The organism is Pseudoalteromonas sp. NZS127_1 (assembly GCF_015864295.1).
Taxonomy (GTDB): Bacteria; Pseudomonadota; Gammaproteobacteria; order Enterobacterales; family Alteromonadaceae; genus Pseudoalteromonas; species Pseudoalteromonas arctica.
The window spans coordinates 114,229-133,151 of sequence record NZ_JADYXO010000009.1 but is presented as its reverse complement, the minus strand read 5'-3'; the positions used below and the strand labels follow the sequence as shown (position 1 = coordinate 133,151).

General features: G+C 41.3%; 19 protein-coding genes. 13 read left to right on the top strand and 6 right to left on the bottom strand.

Annotated elements, in window-relative coordinates:
- From cyoB to cyoE, 4 genes are read left to right on the top strand one after another with little or no spacing between them, the layout of a single operon-like run.
- The gene (gene cyoB, locus I6F50_RS10490; protein ID WP_165728487.1) at positions 1–1,989 is read left to right on the top strand and encodes a cytochrome o ubiquinol oxidase subunit I; all 1,989 of its coding nucleotides are present in this window, start codon (positions 1–3) and stop codon (positions 1,987–1,989) included.
- Complete coding sequence (gene cyoC / locus I6F50_RS10485; protein WP_165728488.1) at positions 1,986–2,627, top strand: cytochrome o ubiquinol oxidase subunit III; 642 nt, start codon at positions 1,986–1,988, stop codon at positions 2,625–2,627. The genes cyoB and cyoC overlap by 4 nt, the downstream gene beginning before the upstream one ends.
- On the top strand, positions 2,627–2,983 hold the full coding sequence (gene cyoD, locus I6F50_RS10480) for a cytochrome o ubiquinol oxidase subunit IV (protein WP_197141201.1): 357 nt from the start codon (positions 2,627–2,629) through the stop codon (positions 2,981–2,983). Before cyoC ends, cyoD begins: the two co-directional genes overlap by 1 nt.
- Before the next feature lie 9 nt (positions 2,984–2,992).
- Entirely contained in the window at positions 2,993–3,877 is an 885-nt protein-coding gene (gene cyoE, locus I6F50_RS10475) for a heme o synthase (protein ID WP_197119093.1), read from the top strand.
- 99 nt (positions 3,878–3,976) lie between these two features.
- Here cyoE and I6F50_RS10470 read toward each other — a convergent pair whose 3' ends face one another.
- From I6F50_RS10470 to ettA, 5 genes are all read right to left on the bottom strand, one after another.
- Positions 3,977–4,642, bottom strand: coding sequence for a hypothetical protein (locus I6F50_RS10470; protein ID WP_165740402.1), 666 nt, complete (start codon positions 4,640–4,642; stop codon positions 3,977–3,979).
- Positions 4,643–4,724: 82 nt separating this feature from the next.
- Positions 4,725–5,222 carry a TlpA disulfide reductase family protein gene (locus tag I6F50_RS10465; protein ID WP_197141199.1) on the bottom strand — a complete coding sequence of 166 codons (498 nt, stop codon included), beginning with the start codon at positions 5,220–5,222 and terminating at the stop codon, positions 4,725–4,727.
- Between the two features lie 62 nt (positions 5,223–5,284).
- On the bottom strand, positions 5,285–6,193 hold the full coding sequence (locus tag I6F50_RS10460; protein ID WP_021032146.1) for a histone deacetylase: 909 nt from the start codon (positions 6,191–6,193) through the stop codon (positions 5,285–5,287).
- Positions 6,194–6,246: 53 nt separating this feature from the next.
- Positions 6,247–6,615: a PilZ domain-containing protein gene (locus I6F50_RS10455; protein WP_007581201.1), complete on the bottom strand. Its 369-nt coding sequence runs from the start codon at positions 6,613–6,615 to the stop codon at positions 6,247–6,249.
- Positions 6,616–6,771: 156 nt separating this feature from the next.
- Entirely contained in the window at positions 6,772–8,445 is a 1,674-nt protein-coding gene (ettA, locus tag I6F50_RS10450; RefSeq protein WP_007581203.1) for an energy-dependent translational throttle protein EttA, read from the bottom strand.
- A 222-nt stretch (positions 8,446–8,667) separates the two neighbouring features.
- On the opposite strand from ettA, the gene metA reads away from it, so the two are divergent.
- From metA to I6F50_RS10410, 8 genes are all read left to right on the top strand, one after another.
- Complete coding sequence (gene metA, locus I6F50_RS10445) at positions 8,668–9,615, top strand: homoserine O-succinyltransferase (RefSeq protein ID WP_007376156.1); 948 nt, start codon at positions 8,668–8,670, stop codon at positions 9,613–9,615.
- Positions 9,605–10,678: a homocysteine S-methyltransferase family protein gene (locus tag I6F50_RS10440; protein WP_197176209.1), complete on the top strand. Its 1,074-nt coding sequence runs from the start codon at positions 9,605–9,607 to the stop codon at positions 10,676–10,678. The genes metA and I6F50_RS10440 overlap by 11 nt, the downstream gene beginning before the upstream one ends.
- A 9-nt stretch (positions 10,679–10,687) precedes the next feature.
- Positions 10,688–13,321, top strand: coding sequence for a methionine synthase (gene metH, locus I6F50_RS10435; RefSeq protein WP_197176207.1), 2,634 nt, complete (start codon positions 10,688–10,690; stop codon positions 13,319–13,321).
- A gap of 245 nt (positions 13,322–13,566) precedes the next feature.
- Positions 13,567–13,935 (top strand): hypothetical protein, encoded by a 369-nt coding sequence (locus I6F50_RS10430; RefSeq protein WP_039487230.1) that lies wholly within the window; start codon positions 13,567–13,569, stop codon positions 13,933–13,935.
- 80 nt (positions 13,936–14,015) lie between these two features.
- Positions 14,016–14,207, top strand: a complete 192-nt coding sequence (locus I6F50_RS10425) for a hypothetical protein (RefSeq protein WP_197176203.1) — start codon at positions 14,016–14,018, stop codon at positions 14,205–14,207.
- Positions 14,208–14,254: 47 nt separating this feature from the next.
- Positions 14,255–15,010: a hypothetical protein gene (locus I6F50_RS10420; RefSeq protein ID WP_197176200.1), complete on the top strand. Its 756-nt coding sequence runs from the start codon at positions 14,255–14,257 to the stop codon at positions 15,008–15,010.
- 175 nt (positions 15,011–15,185) lie between these two features.
- A complete protein-coding gene (locus tag I6F50_RS10415; RefSeq protein WP_197176198.1) occupies positions 15,186–15,683 on the top strand; it encodes a (2Fe-2S)-binding protein in 498 nt (165 codons plus the stop codon).
- Complete coding sequence (locus tag I6F50_RS10410; protein WP_197176197.1) at positions 15,680–17,944, top strand: xanthine dehydrogenase family protein molybdopterin-binding subunit; 2,265 nt, start codon at positions 15,680–15,682, stop codon at positions 17,942–17,944. The genes I6F50_RS10415 and I6F50_RS10410 overlap by 4 nt, the downstream gene beginning before the upstream one ends.
- 61 nt (positions 17,945–18,005) lie before the next feature.
- Here I6F50_RS10410 and I6F50_RS10405 read toward each other — a convergent pair whose 3' ends face one another.
- The gene (locus I6F50_RS10405; RefSeq protein WP_008132353.1) at positions 18,006–18,203 is read right to left on the bottom strand and encodes a CsbD family protein; all 198 of its coding nucleotides are present in this window, start codon (positions 18,201–18,203) and stop codon (positions 18,006–18,008) included.
- Between the two features lie 274 nt (positions 18,204–18,477).
- On the opposite strand from I6F50_RS10405, the gene I6F50_RS10400 reads away from it, so the two are divergent.
- Positions 18,478–18,891 (top strand): group II truncated hemoglobin, encoded by a 414-nt coding sequence (locus I6F50_RS10400; RefSeq protein ID WP_197176196.1) that lies wholly within the window; start codon positions 18,478–18,480, stop codon positions 18,889–18,891.
- Positions 18,892–18,923 lie beyond the last annotated feature (32 nt).

Genomic DNA, 18,923 nt, shown 5'->3' with positions numbered 1-18,923 from the left:
ATGTCGTTTTTAGGTAAACTTTCACTCGATGCAATACCGTTTCACGAGCCGATTCTTGTGTTTACGATGGCAGCTATTTTAATAGCTGCAATTGTTATTACTGCGCTAATTACAAAGCATAAAAAATGGGGCGTGCTTTGGCGCGACTGGATCACATCTGTGGATCATAAGCGCTTAGGCGTAATGTATATTATTTTAGCTTTAGTAATGCTGTTTCGTGGGTTTTCTGATGCAATAATGATGCGTACTCAGTTAGCACTTGCTACTAGTGGCGCGCCCGGTTATTTACCACCAGAGCACTACGACCAAATATTTACAGCTCACGGCGTAATTATGATCATATTTATGGCGATGCCATTTATGATTGGTTTAATGAACATTGTACTACCACTGCAAATTGGTGCTCGCGATGTTGCCTTTCCATTTTTAAACAATTTAAGTTTTTGGTTAACTACCGGTGGTGCTATTTTAATTAATATGTCGCTGGTTTTTGGTGAGTTTGCTAAAACAGGTTGGGTGGCGTATCCGCCACTTTCGGAGCTGACCTTTAGCCCTGGGGTGGGGGTCGACTATTATATTTGGGCTTTGCAAATATCCGGTCTTGGAACACTCTTAACTGCAGTAAACTTTTTAGCGACCGTTATCAAAATGCGTGCACCAGGCATGACCTTAATGAAAATGCCAATTTTCACATGGACATGTACGTGGGCAAACATCTTAATTGCAGCATCATTCCCAATTTTAACCGCAATGCTTACTATGTTAACGCTTGACCGTTATCTCGATTTCCATTTCTTTACCAATGAATTGGGCGGTAACGCCATGATGTACATCAACCTGTTTTGGGCATGGGGTCATCCTGAGGTATATATTTTAGTATTACCGGCGTTTGGTGTTTTTTCTGAGATTATTTCGACATTTGCAGGTAAGCGTTTATTTGGTTATAAATCGATGGTTTACGCCAGCGGTGCAATCTCTATTTTAGGGTTTATTGTTTGGTTACATCACTTCTTCACAATGGGCTCAAGTGCTAACGTTAACGCGTTCTTTGGGGTAATGACCATGGTTATTGCCGTACCAACAGGCGTTAAGTTGTTTAACTGGCTATTTACTATTTACCGAGGTCGTTTACGTATAACCGTTCCGGTACTTTGGACACTTGGTTTTATGGTTACCTTTACCGTAGGCGGCATGACTGGCGTATTACTTGCTATTCCTGGTGCCGATTACGTACTGCATAATAGCTTATTCTTAATTGCACATTTTCATAATACAATTATCGGTGGTGCTGTATTTGGCTACCTAGCAGGTTTTGTATTTTGGTTCCCTAAAGCGATGGGCTTCAAGCTTAACGAAAAATGGGGCAAGGCATCATTTTGGTGTTGGATTATCGGTTTCTTCGTTGCATTTATGCCGTTGTATGTACTTGGTTTCTTAGGTATGACACGTCGTTTAAACCACACTAATAATCCTGATTGGAACATTTGGCTATACATTGCTGCAGGCGGTGCTGTCATTATTATGTTTGGTATTATTAGCCAAGCAGTTCAATTATATGTGAGCTTTAGAGACCGTGAAGCGCTTGACGATACAACAGGCGATCCGTGGAACGGACACACACTTGAGTGGGCAACAAGCTCACCTCCACAAGTGTATAACTTTGCTACCATTCCGCACATTGATGATATTGATGCATGGACCGACATGAAAGAAAAAGGTCAAGCTTACCAAGATAAGGCAAGCTACAGCCCTATTCATATGCCTAAAAATACATCAGCAGGCGTGCTAATGGCAGCAAGTTTAACCGCATTTTGTTTTGCGATGATCTGGCATATTTGGTGGTTAGCAGCTGTTGGTTTTATTGGCGCAATTGCTTTATTTATCAAACGTTGTTACGCCAGCGATGTTGATTACTATATACAACCTGATGAAATTGCACGAATTGAAGCAGCATACAATTCAAGTGGGAATAAGGAGCTAAAAGCGTGAGTACACTTTCTGCAAATTTAGAATCTGCAAATTTAGAGTCTGTATCTCACGATGATCATGCGCACGAGCATGATCATCACGATACATCGGGCGATACCGTATTCGGTTTTTGGTTATACCTAATGACCGATTGCTTATTATTTGCCTCATTTTTTGCAACCTACGCCGTGTTATTTATGAACACAGCCGGTGGTGTATCGGGTAAAGATATTTTTGAACTCGACTTTGTAGCAGTAGAAACAGCTGCACTACTTATTAGTAGTATTACCTTTGGTTTTGCCATGATTGCCGCTCAAGGGCAAAAAAAGGCGCTCACACTTACTTGGTTATTTATTACGTTTTGTTTAGGTGCTGTGTTTATTGGTATGGAAATATACGAATTTCATCACCTAATAGTGAACGGGCATGGTCCGCAACATAGTGCTTTTTTAACATCGTTTTTCTCATTAGTTGGCTTACATGGTTTACATGTAACAGCCGGTTTAATTTGGATGACCATAATGATGATAGAAGTTGCTAAACGCGGTCTAGGTAAAGCAACCGTAACGCGTTTAAGTTGCTTAAGCCTATTTTGGCACTTCTTAGACATTGTTTGGATTTGTGTATTTACCGTTGTTTATTTAATGGGAGCAATGTAATGAGCCACAGCGAAACGCATGCGTTAAAGCAAACGCACAGTGATCATCATGATGAATCTCATGGCAGTGTTAAAACTTACTTAATTGGCTTTGTGTTATCAGTAATTTTGACAGCCATTCCATTTTGGATGGTAATGGAAGGCGACTTCACAAAGGCAACAACGCTTTGGAGCATTGTTACTTTAGCAATCGTACAAATTTGGGTGCATTTAAAGTACTTTTTACACCTTAATTTTACGACCGAAGATGGCCGTGCAAGTACTTTCTCATTCCTATTCAGTGCTCTGATCATCGTAATGGTGGTTGGGTTATCTGTTTGGATCATTTATGAATCTAACGCAATGATGATGTACTAGGAGTTGAAGATGTTTCGTCGTTATTTATCAGTGACAAAGCCGGGTATTATTATGGGCAATTTGATCAGCGTAGCGGGCGGGTTTTTACTTGCCTCGCGCGGTGATATAAACCCATGGTTAATGATTGCTACATTAATTGGTTTGTCGCTAGTGGTTGCATCAGGTTGTGCTATCAATAATGTTATAGATAGAGACATAGATGTAGCCATGGCGCGTACTCGTACGCGAGTAACAGTAACAGGCGAAATGTCGGCCTTTGCTGCACTTAGTCACGGTATTTTATTGGGTGTTGTGGGCTTTGGTTTACTTATCGCCTATACCACTCAAGCCGCGGTATTTTTTGCAGCCTTTGGCTACGTAATTTATGTAGGGGTTTATAGCCTCTACATGAAGCGTAACTCAGTATATGGCACTTTTGTAGGTAGCCTTTCGGGCGCAGTACCACCAGTAGTCGGTTATTGCGCCGTAACAGGCCAGTTCGATATGGGCGCGTTAATACTGCTGGTTATGTTTAGCTTGTGGCAAATGCCGCACTCTTATGCCATCGCTATTTTTCGCTTTAAAGATTACCAAGCTGCAGGTATTCCAGTATTACCTGTAGCGCAAGGTATCGACAAAGCAAAACGCCACATTGTGCTTTATATTGCTGTATACGCGTTAGTTGTGATGTTACTGCCAATTACTGGCTACACAGGTGCTGCTTTTATGGCTGTTGCTTGTATTACCAGCTTTTGGTGGTTGCTAATGGCACTAAGAGGGTATCGTCGAAATATTGATGTAACCAGTTGGGCACGTAAAGTGTTCGCGTTTTCTATCATTAATATTACAGCGTTAAGTATTGCTATGGCTGTTGACTATCATAGCGTTGCTCCACAGCTATTAACACTTACCTAATTTAAAAACTTTAACATTCCAAAGTTAATCCAAAGGCTCGAAAGAGCCTTTTTTTATGCCTGAATATTGAAATTATTTAGCATTCGTATACTCGCTATTTTACTTTTTAAAATCATCAGCATTGTAATAAAGTGGTTTAAGGGTGCCGCAATTAATAAATTTATAAGTAAGCTCATTTTCAGCTGGGACACGTTTTGAGGTACGAAGCTTTTGCATACATGCATTAACTAAATCGACAAAAATAAGATGGTTATAGCTCGGCGCTTTTTGAATTTTATGAATATAAATACGCTCAGTACCGCTTAGTGTAATCATGTCGTAGTCTTGCCATTGCGATGATTCACTTAATTTTTTTAGTTCTCTGGCATACAGCTGCTTACTCAAGACCAACTCTTTTTTTGAATAAATTAAACTGCCACCTTGTTGATAATCACCCTCGTAAATATCGGCAATAATTGTAATTTCTTCACCACGCATTAAATGCTGAATATTAAACGCTTGTGGCTTTACGGTGATTAACTCGGCATTTCTAACAAAGCCTAAAAATGGAACATCGGGGTTTCCTATTTTATAAACAACTTGCACATCATTGGGTAAATTATAGGTGGGTAAATTCATTGCAATAATAGACGAGCCTTGATTAACCAAAGCCATAGGGTGCTCAGCATTGTAAGCGGGGTCTACCGGTGGAAGTTCTGCTTTTTCTTCTTCAGCTGCGGCAAAGCCACTTAAAGTAATTAGTAATAAAGTAAGTAGTAAGCGCATTATAATCTCAATTAATTTATGAGCTTAAATTGTAGTATAAAGTTTATATTACTTATATTTTTAAACTAAATTTAGACCTATATTATTGTTCAGATATGGAGTGCAACAATGTTCGTGCCTTTAAATGTAGGTTTGCGTCCTCTGGGTTTGACGTATTAGTCAGCCAAATTACATTACCTTCTTTATTTACAAACAATGTAGTAGGTGTGCCTCGTATACCTAATTGCTGTGCTGTTGCATCGGCTTTTACGGCTGTTTTAAAAGTATAACCTCTATCGCTAAGCGCTTTAGCGGGAGTAGCATCGTCATCCTCTTTAAAGCTCACGGCAATAACTTTTAAGCCCATATCATCAATTTTTTGAAGTGCTGGCTGAAGCTTTTTACAGTACGGACACCACGTTGCCCAAAAGTGTAAAACGTAAGGTTGACCTAATAAATCTTGAGTATTGAGTGCAGATCCATCGGCCATTTGTAAATTTAATGTAGGTAATTTAGGGTATGTTGCTTCTGAATTTTTATCTTGTGCGTAAGCTGTAAAACTTAATAAAATGAGTGTAATGGCAATAAAGAATTGTTTCATAATATGTTCGTTCTTATTTTACATATTAAATAAGAACGAGAATTTAACAATTTTATTTCAAACTAAAAGCGAGCGGCTTGCTCAACAACAATAGCATGGCGTTTAGCGAGGCGAAGATGGTCTTTATCGTAGCCACCACCTATTACTGTAGCAACGGGTGTATTGTGTTCAAGGCAGCGTTTTAGCACTAAATGGTCGCGCTTAACTATGCCATCCCAGCTTATATCTAATTTACCCAAGCCATCGCCTTGCCAAATATCAACGCCAGCATCGTAAAGTACCAAGCTTGGGTTTAGCTCTTTAAGTAAATAACTCAAGGTGTCGTCAACTACGGCAAGGTATTCGTCGTCTTTCATATTATCGGCTAAGCCAATATCTAAATCGCTAGCGGATTTTCTGAAAGGGAAGTTTTTTTCACAATGGATAGAGCAAGTATAAGCGTATGCTTGATGCTGTAACATTGCGGCTGTGCCATCACCTTGGTGCACGTCTAAATCAAAAATAAGTACGTTAGTTACTTCACCCGATTCAATTAAAGTTTGCGTGGTAAAGGCTAAATCGTTAACCATGCAGTAGCCTGAGCCAAAATCGGTATGCGCATGGTGTGTACCACCGGCTAAGTGGCAGGCTATACCATGTTTAAGTGCTAAACGAGCTGTTTGCAAAGTACCTTGAGGTGCTGTAAAGGTACGTGCCATAAGCTCTTTTGACCAAGGTAGGCCAATGCGACGCATTGCTTTTTCATCTAAGCGGTTATTCCACAAATCATGTATGTAATTTTCGCAGTGTATTAGCTCCAGTGGCTCTGGCGTGCCTAATATTGGCTCAACCAGGTTATCGCCAATCAAACCAAGCTTTGCTACATGCTGATATAAATGTGCAAACTTACTCATTGCAAAACGATGCTTTGGATCGAAATTAAACGAGTAGTTAGGGTGATACACCAAAGGTAAATGTGGATTTAAAGTCATGTTTGCACAAGTTAAAAAGTTTGCACTATGGTAATCAACTAATCCAAATGAGTCTATTCTTGTGTGTCGTGAATCAACATAGCGAGTTCGCGATGTAATAGTTCGTCATCAGCTAAGTTTAGCTCTATTAAACGCTTTAAATAAGTAATGCTGTCTATATCAATATGGTGGCACTTTAAACCAATATGATCCGCTTCTATATGGCACACCACAACCTCCATTTTTATTTCTATTTCGCTTTGAGGCAGCGAAAAACGCAGAACAGCTTGGCTATTTTGGTTGCCAATAAAAGCATCACATTTAGTGATTAATGCGCCATGCAAAGATACATCAAGTAATTTACATGGGTATTGGTGATCATTAAAAATCACTTGTGCATCGGTTGAAAATAAAACACGAGAAAACTGACGACGATTTTGCATAACCTAATTTAGCCTTACTATTTTTATAATAAATTAAGCATAGCGGGTAATTCTCTACATGCTAGCAGGATATGCTCCTGTAATGCTGGTGGCATAAAAAAGCCCCGCATAAATGCAGGGCTTAGTTTTACTGTAATAAATTAGCTACAGTAAATATTAACCAATTTTTTTGTACTTAATACGTTTAGGTTCAGTTGCTGCTGCACCTAGTGTCTTTTTAAGCCACTCTTCGTATTCAGTATAGTTACCATCAAAGAAGTTAATTTGACCTTCGTCGCGGTAATCTAAAATGTGCGTAGCAATACGGTCAAGGAACCAACGGTCATGCGAGATACACATTACGCAACCAGGGAACTCTAAAATAGCGTTCTCTAGCGCACGTAATGTTTCAACGTCCAAGTCATTGGTTGGCTCATCGAGTAGTAACACATTGCCGCCAGCTTTTAATAACTTAGCAAGGTGTAAACGGTTACGCTCACCACCTGATAGGTCTTTAACAAACTTTTGCTGATCGTTACCTTTAAAGTTAAAGCGACTTACATACGCACGACTTTGGAACTCAAAGTTACCAATTTTTAGTACGTCTTGGCCGTCTGATATTTCTTGGAAAACAGTTTTGCTTTCGTCCATACCGTCGCGGAACTGATCAACAGTAGCAAGGTGTACGCTTTCGCCAACGGTAATGCTACCGCTGTCTTGCTTTTGCTCACCACTGATCATTTTAAACAGCGTTGATTTACCCGCGCCATTGGCACCAATAATGCCCACAATGGCACCTTTTGGCATGCTAAAGCTTAAATCGTCAATTAAAACGCGATCGCCAAAACTCTTACGAAGATTCGTTACTTCAAGCACTTGATCGCCTAAGCGCGGGCCAGGTGGAATAAACATCTCGTTAGTTTCGTTACGTTTTTGGTAATCAGACTGCTGCATTTCAGTAAACTGAGCCATACGTGCTTTTGACTTAGCTTGGCGACCTTTAGGGTTTGAACGAACCCATTCAAGTTCTTGCGCAATTGATTTTTGACGTGCTTTTTCAGATTTTTGTTCTTGCTGTAAGCGCGCATCTTTTTGTTCAAGCCAAGAAGAGTAGTTACCTTCCCATGGAATACCTTCACCACGGTCAAGCTCTAATATCCAACCAGCTACATTATCAAGGAAGTAACGGTCATGCGTAACCGCCACAACAGTGCCTTCGTAATCGTGTAAAAAGCGCTCTAACCATGCAACCGACTCAGCATCCAAGTGGTTAGTAGGTTCATCGAGAATAAGCATGTCTGGTTTTTCAAGCAGTAATCGACATATAGCAACACGACGACGCTCACCACCTGAAAGGTGCTCAATTTTAGCATCCCATTCTGGCAGGCGAAGTGCATCAGCAGCACGCTCTAAAACGTTATCAATGTTGTGACCATCGTGCGCCTGAATAACAGCTTCAAGCTCGCCTTGCTCTTTTGCAAGTGCGTCAAAGTCAGCGTCTTCCATGGCGTATTCGTTATACACTTCGTCAAGACGTTTAAGTGCGTGTTTAACTTCGCCAACAGCTTCTTCAACAATTTCACGAACTGTTTTGCTTTCGTCTAAAACAGGCTCTTGCGGTAAATAACCAATTTTTGTACCAGGCTGAGGATGTGCATCACCTTCAAAATCTTGGTCAACACCGGCCATAATACGTAGTAACGTAGATTTACCAGAACCGTTTAAACCAAGCACACCAATTTTAGCGCCAGGAAAAAAATGTAACGAAATATCTTTTAAGATAGTGCGCTTAGGTGGCACAACCTTAGATACTCGACTCATCGAGAATATAAATTTATCAGGTAAAACCATGGAGGAAAGCCTTCAAATAATAATAAAAATTTCAATGTTGTATTGTAGTGGCTGACAGGTGAAACAGTCAACGAATGGCGGGTTTTAAAGCACTAAAGCATGCTTGTAAGTAAAGTATAAAATCATGAATAAATTTCATTTAGACATCTATACATCTAGAGGTTGATATTTTTTACTTTCAGTTCATAATTAAGCTTCGGTTTTTATGAGCAGGAGTAAAGTATGCCAATTACAGTAAAAGACGAGTTGCCGGCAATTGCACGTTTACGTCAAGAAAACGTATTTGTAATGCCTAAAACACGTGCAAAAACGCAAGAAATACGCCCAATGCGTTTGGCTATTTTAAACTTAATGCCTAATAAAGTAGAAACCGAAGTTCAGTTTATCCGCTTGCTTGCCAACTCGCCTTTGCAAGTAAACGTAGAGCTGCTGCGCCTCGACACTCACCGCAGTAGTAGCAACTCAGAAGAGCACCTTGATACCTTTTATCGTTATTTTTCTGAGGTTAAAGACAACAATTACGACGCATTAATAGTAACTGGCGCGCCACTTGCGCATTTAGAATACGACGATGTAGCGTATTGGGATGAGCTAAAGGTCATTATTGATTGGGCTGAGCAACACGTTACCTCTACGTTATTTTCGTGCTGGGCAGCGCATGCAGCGTTATATCACCGTTACAATTTAAAGCGCGATTTAAAAGACGACAAACTGTGTGGCGTATTTACCCACCAATGTTACTTTGATCACGGCGCACTGACTCGCGGATTCGACGACACCTTTTTGGTACCGCACTCACGCTACGGCCACATTGATATAAATAAAATAAACGCCTGTGATGAGCTAGTTGTACTGGCTGGTTCTGAGCGAGTAGGGGCTTACTTACTTAAAAATAAATCGGGTAGCCAAGTGTTTATAACCGGTCATCCTGAGTACGACGCCGACTCGCTAAAAGCAGAATACGAGCGCGATTGTAAAAAAAGCCCTAATGCACCAAAACCCGAAAATTACTTTCCGGATGATGATGCAACCAAACAACCTTCAAAAACGTGGCAAAGCCATGCTTTTTTACTTTTTTCGAACTGGTTAAATTACTACGTGTACCAAACCACACCGTATGATATTAATTTAGTTAGCCAAGACGTGAGGACTAACAACTATGCCGAATAACGCTCCTACAAATAATAAGCAAGCCGAAATAAGCGCCGCATTAAAAGAACGCATTTTAATTTTAGATGGCGCTATGGGCACCATGATCCAAGATCATAAGCTAGAAGAAGAAGACTATCGCGGAGAGCGTTTTAAAGACTGGCATGTATTAATTAAAGGCAATAACGATTTATTAAGCCTAACCAAGCCCGATTTAATCACTGATATTCATCGTGGTTTTTTATCAGCGGGCGCCGATATTATCGAAACCAATACGTTTAACTCGACCACTATTTCGATGGAAGATTACGACATGGCAAGCCTAAGTCGTGAAATAAACCTAGAGTCGGCTAAATTAGCACGCGCAATGTGCGACGAATTTAGTGCTAAAACGCCAGAAAAACCGCGTTACGTAGCCGGTGTTTTAGGGCCGACATCTAAAACGTGTTCAATTTCGCCAGACGTAAACGATCCGGGTTACCGAAATGTCACCTTTGATAAGCTGGTTACTGCGTATATTGAATCAACACTTGCATTAATGGAAGGCGGCGCCGATTTAATACTAATCGAAACTATATTCGACACTCTTAACGCAAAAGCCGCCTCGTTTGGCGTAGAAGAAGCCTTTGAGCAAGCAGGGCGTAAATTACCAGTTATGATTTCGGGGACTATTACCGACGCCTCTGGCCGTACGCTTTCGGGGCAAACAACCGAAGCATTTTATAATTCTATTCGCCATATTAAGCCTATTTCAATTGGTCTAAACTGTGCGCTTGGTCCTGATTTACTGCGCCAATATGTAGAAGAGTTGTCGCGCGTGTGCGAAACCTTTACATCGGTACACCCTAATGCGGGCTTGCCTAATGAGTTTGGTGAATACGATTTAGAAGCGCCTGAAATGGCAGCCGAAATTATCGATTGGGGTAAATCGGGCTTTATTAATATAGTAGGCGGGTGCTGCGGTACAACGCCTGCGCATATTCGCGCGTTTGCAAAAGGGCTTGAAGGCGTTAAACCTCGGCCTTTACCTGAGCTTGAAGTACGTATGCGTTTATCAGGCCTTGAAGCCTGTAACTTAAATTAAGGAGCCAACATGACACAGCAAATAGCAGTATTTACCAATGTTGGCGAGCGTACCAACGTAACTGGTTCGGCCATGTTTAAACGCCTAATCATGGAAGAAGACTTTGAAGCCGCGCTAACCGTTGCCCGCGAACAAGTTGAAAACGGCGCACAGGTTATTGATATAAACATGGACGAAGCCATGTTGGACTCAAAAGCCGCCATGGTTAAGTTTTTAAACTTAATAGCCTCAGAGCCTGATATTTCTCGCGTGCCCATTATGGTCGACTCCTCAAAGTGGGAAGTAATAGAAGCGGGCTTAAAGTGTATTCAAGGCAAGGCCATTGTTAACTCAATATCGCTAAAAGAGGGCGAAGAGCCGTTTATTCGCCAAGCTAAAATAATAAAACGTTTTGGTGCAGCCGCCGTGGTAATGGCGTTTGATACTGACGGACAAGCCGATACTGCCGACCGTAAGTTCGCAATATGTGCGCGCAGTTATAAAATATTGGTAGAAGACATTGGCTTTGCGCCAGAAGATATTATTTTCGACCCAAATATATTTGCCGTAGCCACCGGTATAGAAGAGCACGACAACTACGCCGTAGAATTTATTGAAGGCACACGCCGTATTAAGCAAAATTTACCGCACTGTAAAGTGTCGGGCGGGGTATCAAACGTATCGTTTTCGTTTAGAGGTAATAACCCAGTACGTGAGGCTATTCACTCGGTGTTTTTATACCACGCTATTCAAGCGGGTATGGATATGGGTATTGTAAACGCAGGCCAACTTGCCGTTTACGACGACATACCAGATGAGTTACGCAAAGCCGTTACAGACGTAATTCTTAATACCGATCCCGGCGCAGGTGAGCGTTTAGTTGAGCTTGCACCAAAGTACTCGGGTATGGCGCAAGCCGAGCGAGTAGAAGATTTAGAATGGCGCACATGGCCGGTTGCAAAACGCCTTGAGCATGCACTAGTAAAAGGTATTACTACCTTTATAGATGAAGATACTGAAGAATGCCGCGCCGCTGCAGCTAAACCTATTCACGTAATTGAAGGGCCGTTAATGGACGGCATGAACGTGGTAGGTGACTTATTTGGCGCAGGTAAAATGTTTTTACCACAAGTGGTTAAATCGGCGCGCGTAATGAAGCGAGCCGTAGCCTACCTAGACCCCTACATTGAGCTTGAAAAAGAAGAAGGCTCAACCAACGGTAAAATAGTGATGGCGACCGTAAAAGGTGACGTGCACGACATAGGTAAAAATATTGTAGGCGTGGTACTGCAATGTAATAACTACGAAGTAATCGACTTAGGCGTAATGGTACCTGCCGATAAAATACTGCAAACCGCAATCGATGAAAAAGCCGATATTATCGGTTTATCGGGCTTAATTACTCCATCGCTTGACGAAATGGTGCATGTAGCAAAAGAAATGAAACGCCGTGGCTTTGAACTCCCATTAATGATTGGCGGGGCAACTACCTCTAAAGCGCACACTGCCGTTAAAATTGAGCCACAGTACGACAAGGGCGTAGTGTATGTAAGTAACGCCAGCCGTGCAGTAGGTGTGGTATCAAGCTTGTTATCTAAAGAGCTAAAACCTGCCTTTTTAGCTAAAACACAAGCGGAATATGTAAAAGTACGTGAGCAGCAAGCGCGTAAAAAACCACGTTCTAAGCCTGTTACAATCCAGCGCGCACGCGATAACGCAGCACAACTTGATTGGGATAACTACACGCCACCAGTGCCTAAAAAGCTTGGCGTGATCGAGTTTAAAAACGTATCAATCGCCACTTTGCGTAAATACATAGATTGGACGCCATACTTTATGACGTGGTCAATTGCCGGTAAGTACCCGCGCATAATGACCGATGAAGTCGTAGGCGAGCAAGCCCAAAGTTTATTTAAAGACGCTAACGACATGTTAGACGACCTTGAAAAAGCAGGTAGTTTGCAACCACTTGGCGTAATTGGTTTATTCCCTGCAAACCGCGTTGGGGACGACATAGAAATATACACAGACGAAACACGCAAAACGCTGTTAACTACTTCATGCCATTTACGTCAGCAAACCGAAAAAACCGACTTTGCTAACTACTGCCTAGCCGACTACATAGCGCCCAAAGGCACACCTGACTATTTTGGCGCGTTTGCTGTAACAGGCGGTTTAGAAGAAGACGACTTGGCAAATGCGTTCGACGCACAGCAAGACGACTACAACAAAATAATGATTAAAGCGGTTGCCGACAGACTCGCAGAAGCGTTTGCAGAATACCTACACGAAAAAGTACGTAAAGAGTATTGGGGTTTTGCACCAGACGAAAACCTAGCAAACGATGAGCTAATACGCGAAAACTACCAAGGTATTCGCCCAGCACCAGGCTACCCAGCGTGCCCTGAGCACACCGAGAAAAAGAAAATTTGGCAGTTACTCGATACCGAAAAACGCATTGGCATGCAGCTCACCAGCTCATACGCCATGTGGCCAGGTGCTGCTGTTTCAGGTTGGTACTTTTCACACCCTGAGGCTAAGTACTACGCAGTAGCAGCGGTACAACGCGATCAAGTAGAAGACTACGCTAAGCGAACCAATATGACGCTCGCAGAGGCAGAAAGATGGCTATCACCTAACTTGGGGTATGAGCCGGAATCATAGCGAAGTAGTCAAAGGTTGAAGCGGTCAGTTTTTAGCTGTCAGCTATCAGTAAAACAAAAACGAGCCTAATTAGGCTCGTTTTTTTATTACAAAGCACTATCTAATATCTTTTTTTAATTTAGGTAATTACTTGTTTACAATAAGTTTATTAAATGAAATTATTGAGTGAAGAAATGGAAATCATTTTGAGGCCTCCCTCAAATGATATTTGATAAGCTTTTTATACTTTATCAATAAGGGATATTATGACTGCAGAAATTAATCAATCAAACAAAATTAAACATGAATTTAGCTTTTCGACTCTGGGTTTTTTCGTAAAGCTTTATCTGGTCGGGCTATGTCTTTTTTCACTAGTTGCTGCTGGTGGGATGGTTTTTATTGTTCTCAAAAAAGGAAGTGTACATCCCTTAGCGCTAGCTTTGGCAGTGCTTGGCCTTTGTAGTTATGCTTTGTGGCATTTATGGGCTGTATCCAAGAGAAAAGTTAATCAAATAACTATTTTAGCAATACTCAGCTTATTAATAGGTGGAAATATTGCAAGCTGCGTAATAATGTTCTTTATTCGCCAAGCCGCAGTCAAAGAAAGAGCTTTAATAAACAAAGAGAAGCTCTAAATACTGGTTTTTTATCTCAACCACAATTAGCGTAATTTGGTTAATAACTAAATGAAGTTTAAACAACTTAAAGGAATAAAATGAAATTTATTCTTTGCTTTATTATATGGGTTACAAGTACATCATTGGCATACGCTCAGCCTATCGAAACAGTTACTGCACAAAGTGAGCAAAGTGAAAAAATCATGCTATTAACTAGAAGGGTTAACGAGTTAGAAAATGAGTTGTCGAGCTTGTCTTACGACGCAGAAAAGTATGTTCTAAGATTTTAGGTCAAAGTATTAGAAATATAATAAAAGCCCAAATTGAAGGACTATAAATGAAATATCTAAGCCACATTCTACTGTGCTTATCCTTACTTTTTACATCAAACACATTTGCGCTTGATCAAAAGTATCACGAGAGCGTTTTGCCTGTTATTGCTGCCTTTGAAGGTAACGATAAAGCAGCTATTGCTTCGCTTGTTTATTACCCGCTAAAACGACAGTACCCCATACCTGACATTAAAAATGAAGCTGAGTTTATTAACCGCTTTGATGAAGTATTTAATGATGAGCTAGTGGCAGCGATTGCCGCCTCAAACATTAATACCGATTGGGATAAAGTTGGTTGGCGCGGCATTATGCTAAATAACGGCGTTATGTGGGTAGATACTGACGGTAAAATTATTGCTGTAAATACCCAAAATACTAAAGAGCAGGCACTTGCTAAAAGCTTAATCGAACAAGGTAAGCAATCCTTGCACGCAAGTATCAATAATTTTGAAAAACCAGTACTCGATTGGAAAACAGCTAACTACCATATTCGTGTTGATGATTTAGGGGGTCATAATTATCGGTATGCAGTGTGGGGTATTAATAAAAAACCAAGCGACAAGCCTGATATGGTTTTACTAAATGGCGATATTACATTTGAGGGTAGCGGCGGGAATCATCACTATACGTTTAAAAATGGACGTTACAGTTATGTGCTACAAGTAACCATTATTGGCTGCGATACATCACCACCGGGTTGGCTTGAAGTTTATAAAGACGATGAGCGGTTGTTAAACGAGCCTGTGGTAAGTGCTAATTAATGTATATTTTTAGTGTATTAAACAATGTGGATCTGTTTTTAACAATTAAGCGTTCTAATAATTAGTATTTTTATAAAATAGATCTAAGTGGTAGGCTAAAAAGTAGTAAGTAATTAAAATAGTTCTCGCGCAACAAGGAACCGTCCTTTAAAAGCGCTTTGCCAAGGAGTTTAGTATGATCACGCTTACCATTAATGGTAATAAACATGAGTTTTCTGGCGATCCGTCAACGCCAGTATTATGGTATCTCCGAGACGAATTGAATTTAACCGGGCCTAAGTTTGGCTGTGGTATGGCTCAGTGCGGTGCATGTACAGTGCATATTGATGGAGTAGCTCAACGCTCGTGTGTATTACCGGTAGCGGCAGCAGCAGGGCGTTCAATTACAACAATTGAAGGGCTAAGTGAGCAGGGCGACCATCCAGTGCAGCAAGCATGGGTTGAGCATAAAGTACCGCAGTGTGGTTTTTGTCAGTGCGGCCAAATGATGCAAGCAGCAAGCTTATTAGCTGCAAATCCAAACCCAACCGACGATGAAATAGTAAGTAATATGTCAGGCAATATTTGCCGTTGTGGCACTTATCCGCGTATTCATAAAGCGATTAAATCGGCTGCTAAAACTATTGCGGGCGTGCAGTATTTTGACCCAAATGAACTAGGGGAAGAAGTATGAGCGAAGCAAATAATACATACTTTGATTTAACCCGCCGTAAGTTTTTAAAAACGAGTGCCCTAGGTGCGTTGGTACTCGGTACTTATTTTGTTGGCAGTGCGCCAAGGGCATTTGCTGGCGTTTTAGAGCAGCCATCTGAGCAAGCAAAGCGCGCAAACTTATTTATAGCACTGCGCCCTGATGGCATGGTTGAAATAACCTGCCATCGCTCTGAAATGGGTCAGCAAATTCGCACCGCGATTGCACAAATTGTTGCCGATGAAATGGAAGCTGCGTGGGATAAGGTTATTGTTATTCAGGGTAAGGGTGACCCTAAATACGGCGATCAAAATACCGATGGCTCGCGCAGTATTCGCTACAATATGCAGCGCCTGCGTGAAATGGGCGCAAGTGTGCGTTACATGATGCAGCACGCTGCCGCTAAGTATTGGAAAGTTGATCCACAAACCTGTACTGCTAATCAACACGTTGTTACACACAGCTCAGGTAAATCGCTTACTTATAAAGATTTAATCGACTTAGCACTTACAATAACGCCACCAGAAGCTGACAAACTAACACTTAAAACACGCAAAGAATGGCGTTATATTAATACCGGCATGGCGCACATAGATTTAGCAGATTTAGTAACAGGCAAAGCTATATTTGCAGCCGATGTACGCGAACCACAAGCGCTGGTGGCTATAATTGAACGCCCGCCGGTAGTAGGCGGTGTTGTTAAGTCGTTTGATGCCAGTGCTACAAAAGCGATAAATGGCGTTATAGATGTAATTGAAATGCCTGTACCAAAAGGCGCACCGCAGTTTCAGCCAAAAGGTGGCATTGCGATTATAGCTAAAAACACATGGGCTGCATGGCAAGGGCGTAAAGCATTAAAAGTCGTGTGGGATGATGGCAAAAATGGCGATTATAATTCAGAAGAATTTAAAAAGTCATTATTAAAAACAGTACAAACTCCACAGGCAAATATACGTGATAAAGGCGATGCCATGGGCGTGTTGGCTAAATCGAGCAATAAACTTGTAGCCGATTATTACGCGCCGCATCTTGCTCAAGCACCAATGGAGCCACCTTGTGCCACAGCGATGTACAACAAAGACCGTGTTGATATATGGGCTGCTACGCAAAACCCACAAGCCGATATGAAAACAGTGGCTGCAATGCTTGGCATGGATGAGAGCAAAATTAATGTTCACGTTACCATGTTAGGAGGCGGTTTTGGGCGTAAGTCAAAACCTGACTTCTCAGCAGAAGCGGCTTACCTTTCAATGAAAGTAGGCAAACCCATTCGTGTGCAATGGACGCGTGAAGACGACATACAGCATGGTTTTTACCATGCGGTTTCGGCTCAGCACATTGAAGCATCGTTAGATAAAAATGGCGCAATAGAATCTTATTTACACCGCACCGCGTTTTCACCGATCACCTCGACCTTTTCAGAAGGGGCAACTACGCCAGGGAGCTTTGAACTGCGCTTAGGGTTTACCGACAACCCAATTAACACACCTAACATGAAGTTAGAAAACGGTGATGCGCAAGCCAAAGCACGAATTGGTTGGATGCGTTCTGTATCAAATATTTTTCATGCCTTTGCTATTCAGTCATTTATTGGTGAAGCAGCGCACAAAGCCGGTCGCGACCAAAAAGACTATTTATTAGAAACTATAGGTCCAAGCCGAATCCTTGATGTAACTGAGCAAAATGCCACATATGATAATTATGGCGGCGATAAAGCGGTTTATCCTTTAGATATTGGCAGACTACGCCATGTTATTGAAAAGGTTGCTGACATGAGTAAGTGGGGGCGAGAGCTTCCTAAAGGGCGAGGTTTAGGTATAGCAGCGCATAGAAGCTTTTTAACTTACGTAGCGACGGTAGTTGAAGTAGAAGTGTCGGATGCTGGCGATTTAAAAGTAATTAAATCGTGGGTTGCCATTGATGCGGGCACGGTTGTAAATACCGACACCGTTAAAAATCAAACCCAAGGTGGCTCTATTTACGGTATTACCACTGCAATTAGTGACGGTATTACCTTTGATAAAGGCCGCGTGCAGCAAAGCAATTTTCATGACTATCGCGTACCGCGTATGAGCGACTCACCGCTTGAGATTGACGTTGAAATTGTACAAAGCGATGCACCACCAGCAGGGGTAGGTGAGCCATCTACACCAGTTTATGCGCCAGCATTATGTAATGCTATTTTTGCAGCATGCGGAAAGCGCATTAGGCAGTTACCAATAGGTGATCAGCTAAAAGCGTAGCTAAATAACTACAGCTTAAACAAAAAAACCGCCAAAAGGCGGTTTTTTTAGAAGTTAGCGATTAGTGAGTTTTTTCAAACTCATCAACTTCACGCTCTGCTTCTTCTTTAGATTTACCATACTGCTGCTGGATTTTGCCAACTAGCTCTGTACGGCTACCTTCAATTTTATCTAAATCGTCGTTAGTAAGATCGCCCCATTTTTGTTGAGCCTTACCTTTAAGTTCGTTCCAATTACCTTTCATACGATCGCTGTTCATAAGTTTCTCCTTACTTAGATTTAATTAACGTTCAGTATAAAAGGAGCAAGGTGTGTACCAACAAGTTAAAAATTTATTTTTCATTTATAATCATCGTGTTATGTTTTTATTGAGGCAGTAATTATTAATGTTGTGAGCACATCCTTAAAAAATATACAGAGCGGTCTGTAATTATTGCTGACATAAGTTACGCAGCTTTGATGTAACTCATTCTTAAATTTTTGTTTTAAGCTAATATGCAGGTATTAAACAAAGTAGCTAACATGAGTGAGTTATGAATACTAAAACGTATGAATACGGAGTGGGCGACTACTCGTACAAAATGGCAGGTGAATTAGCAGGTATTACACAACTGGTGAATGCGTTTTACGATAATATGGAAACTTTAAAAGAGGCTGAGCATATAAGGGGCATGCACTCAAAAAATTTATCGGCATCGCGTAAAAAGCTCGCTTACTTTTTGTCGGGCTGGCTAGGCGGCCCTAAATTATACGCTGAGCATTTTGGCAGTATAAATATTCCTCAAGCGCACAAACATTTACATGTAGGCATTGATGAAAGCGGTGCATGGTTGTTATGCATGCAAAAAGCGGTTGATGAGCAGCCTTACGAAGCCTCATTTAAAACTTACTTAATGGAGCAATTACGCGTACCGGCTGATCGAATTAGAATGGTATCCGGTAGTTAATAGCAATTATTAATAAACATCAATCGCAGCTA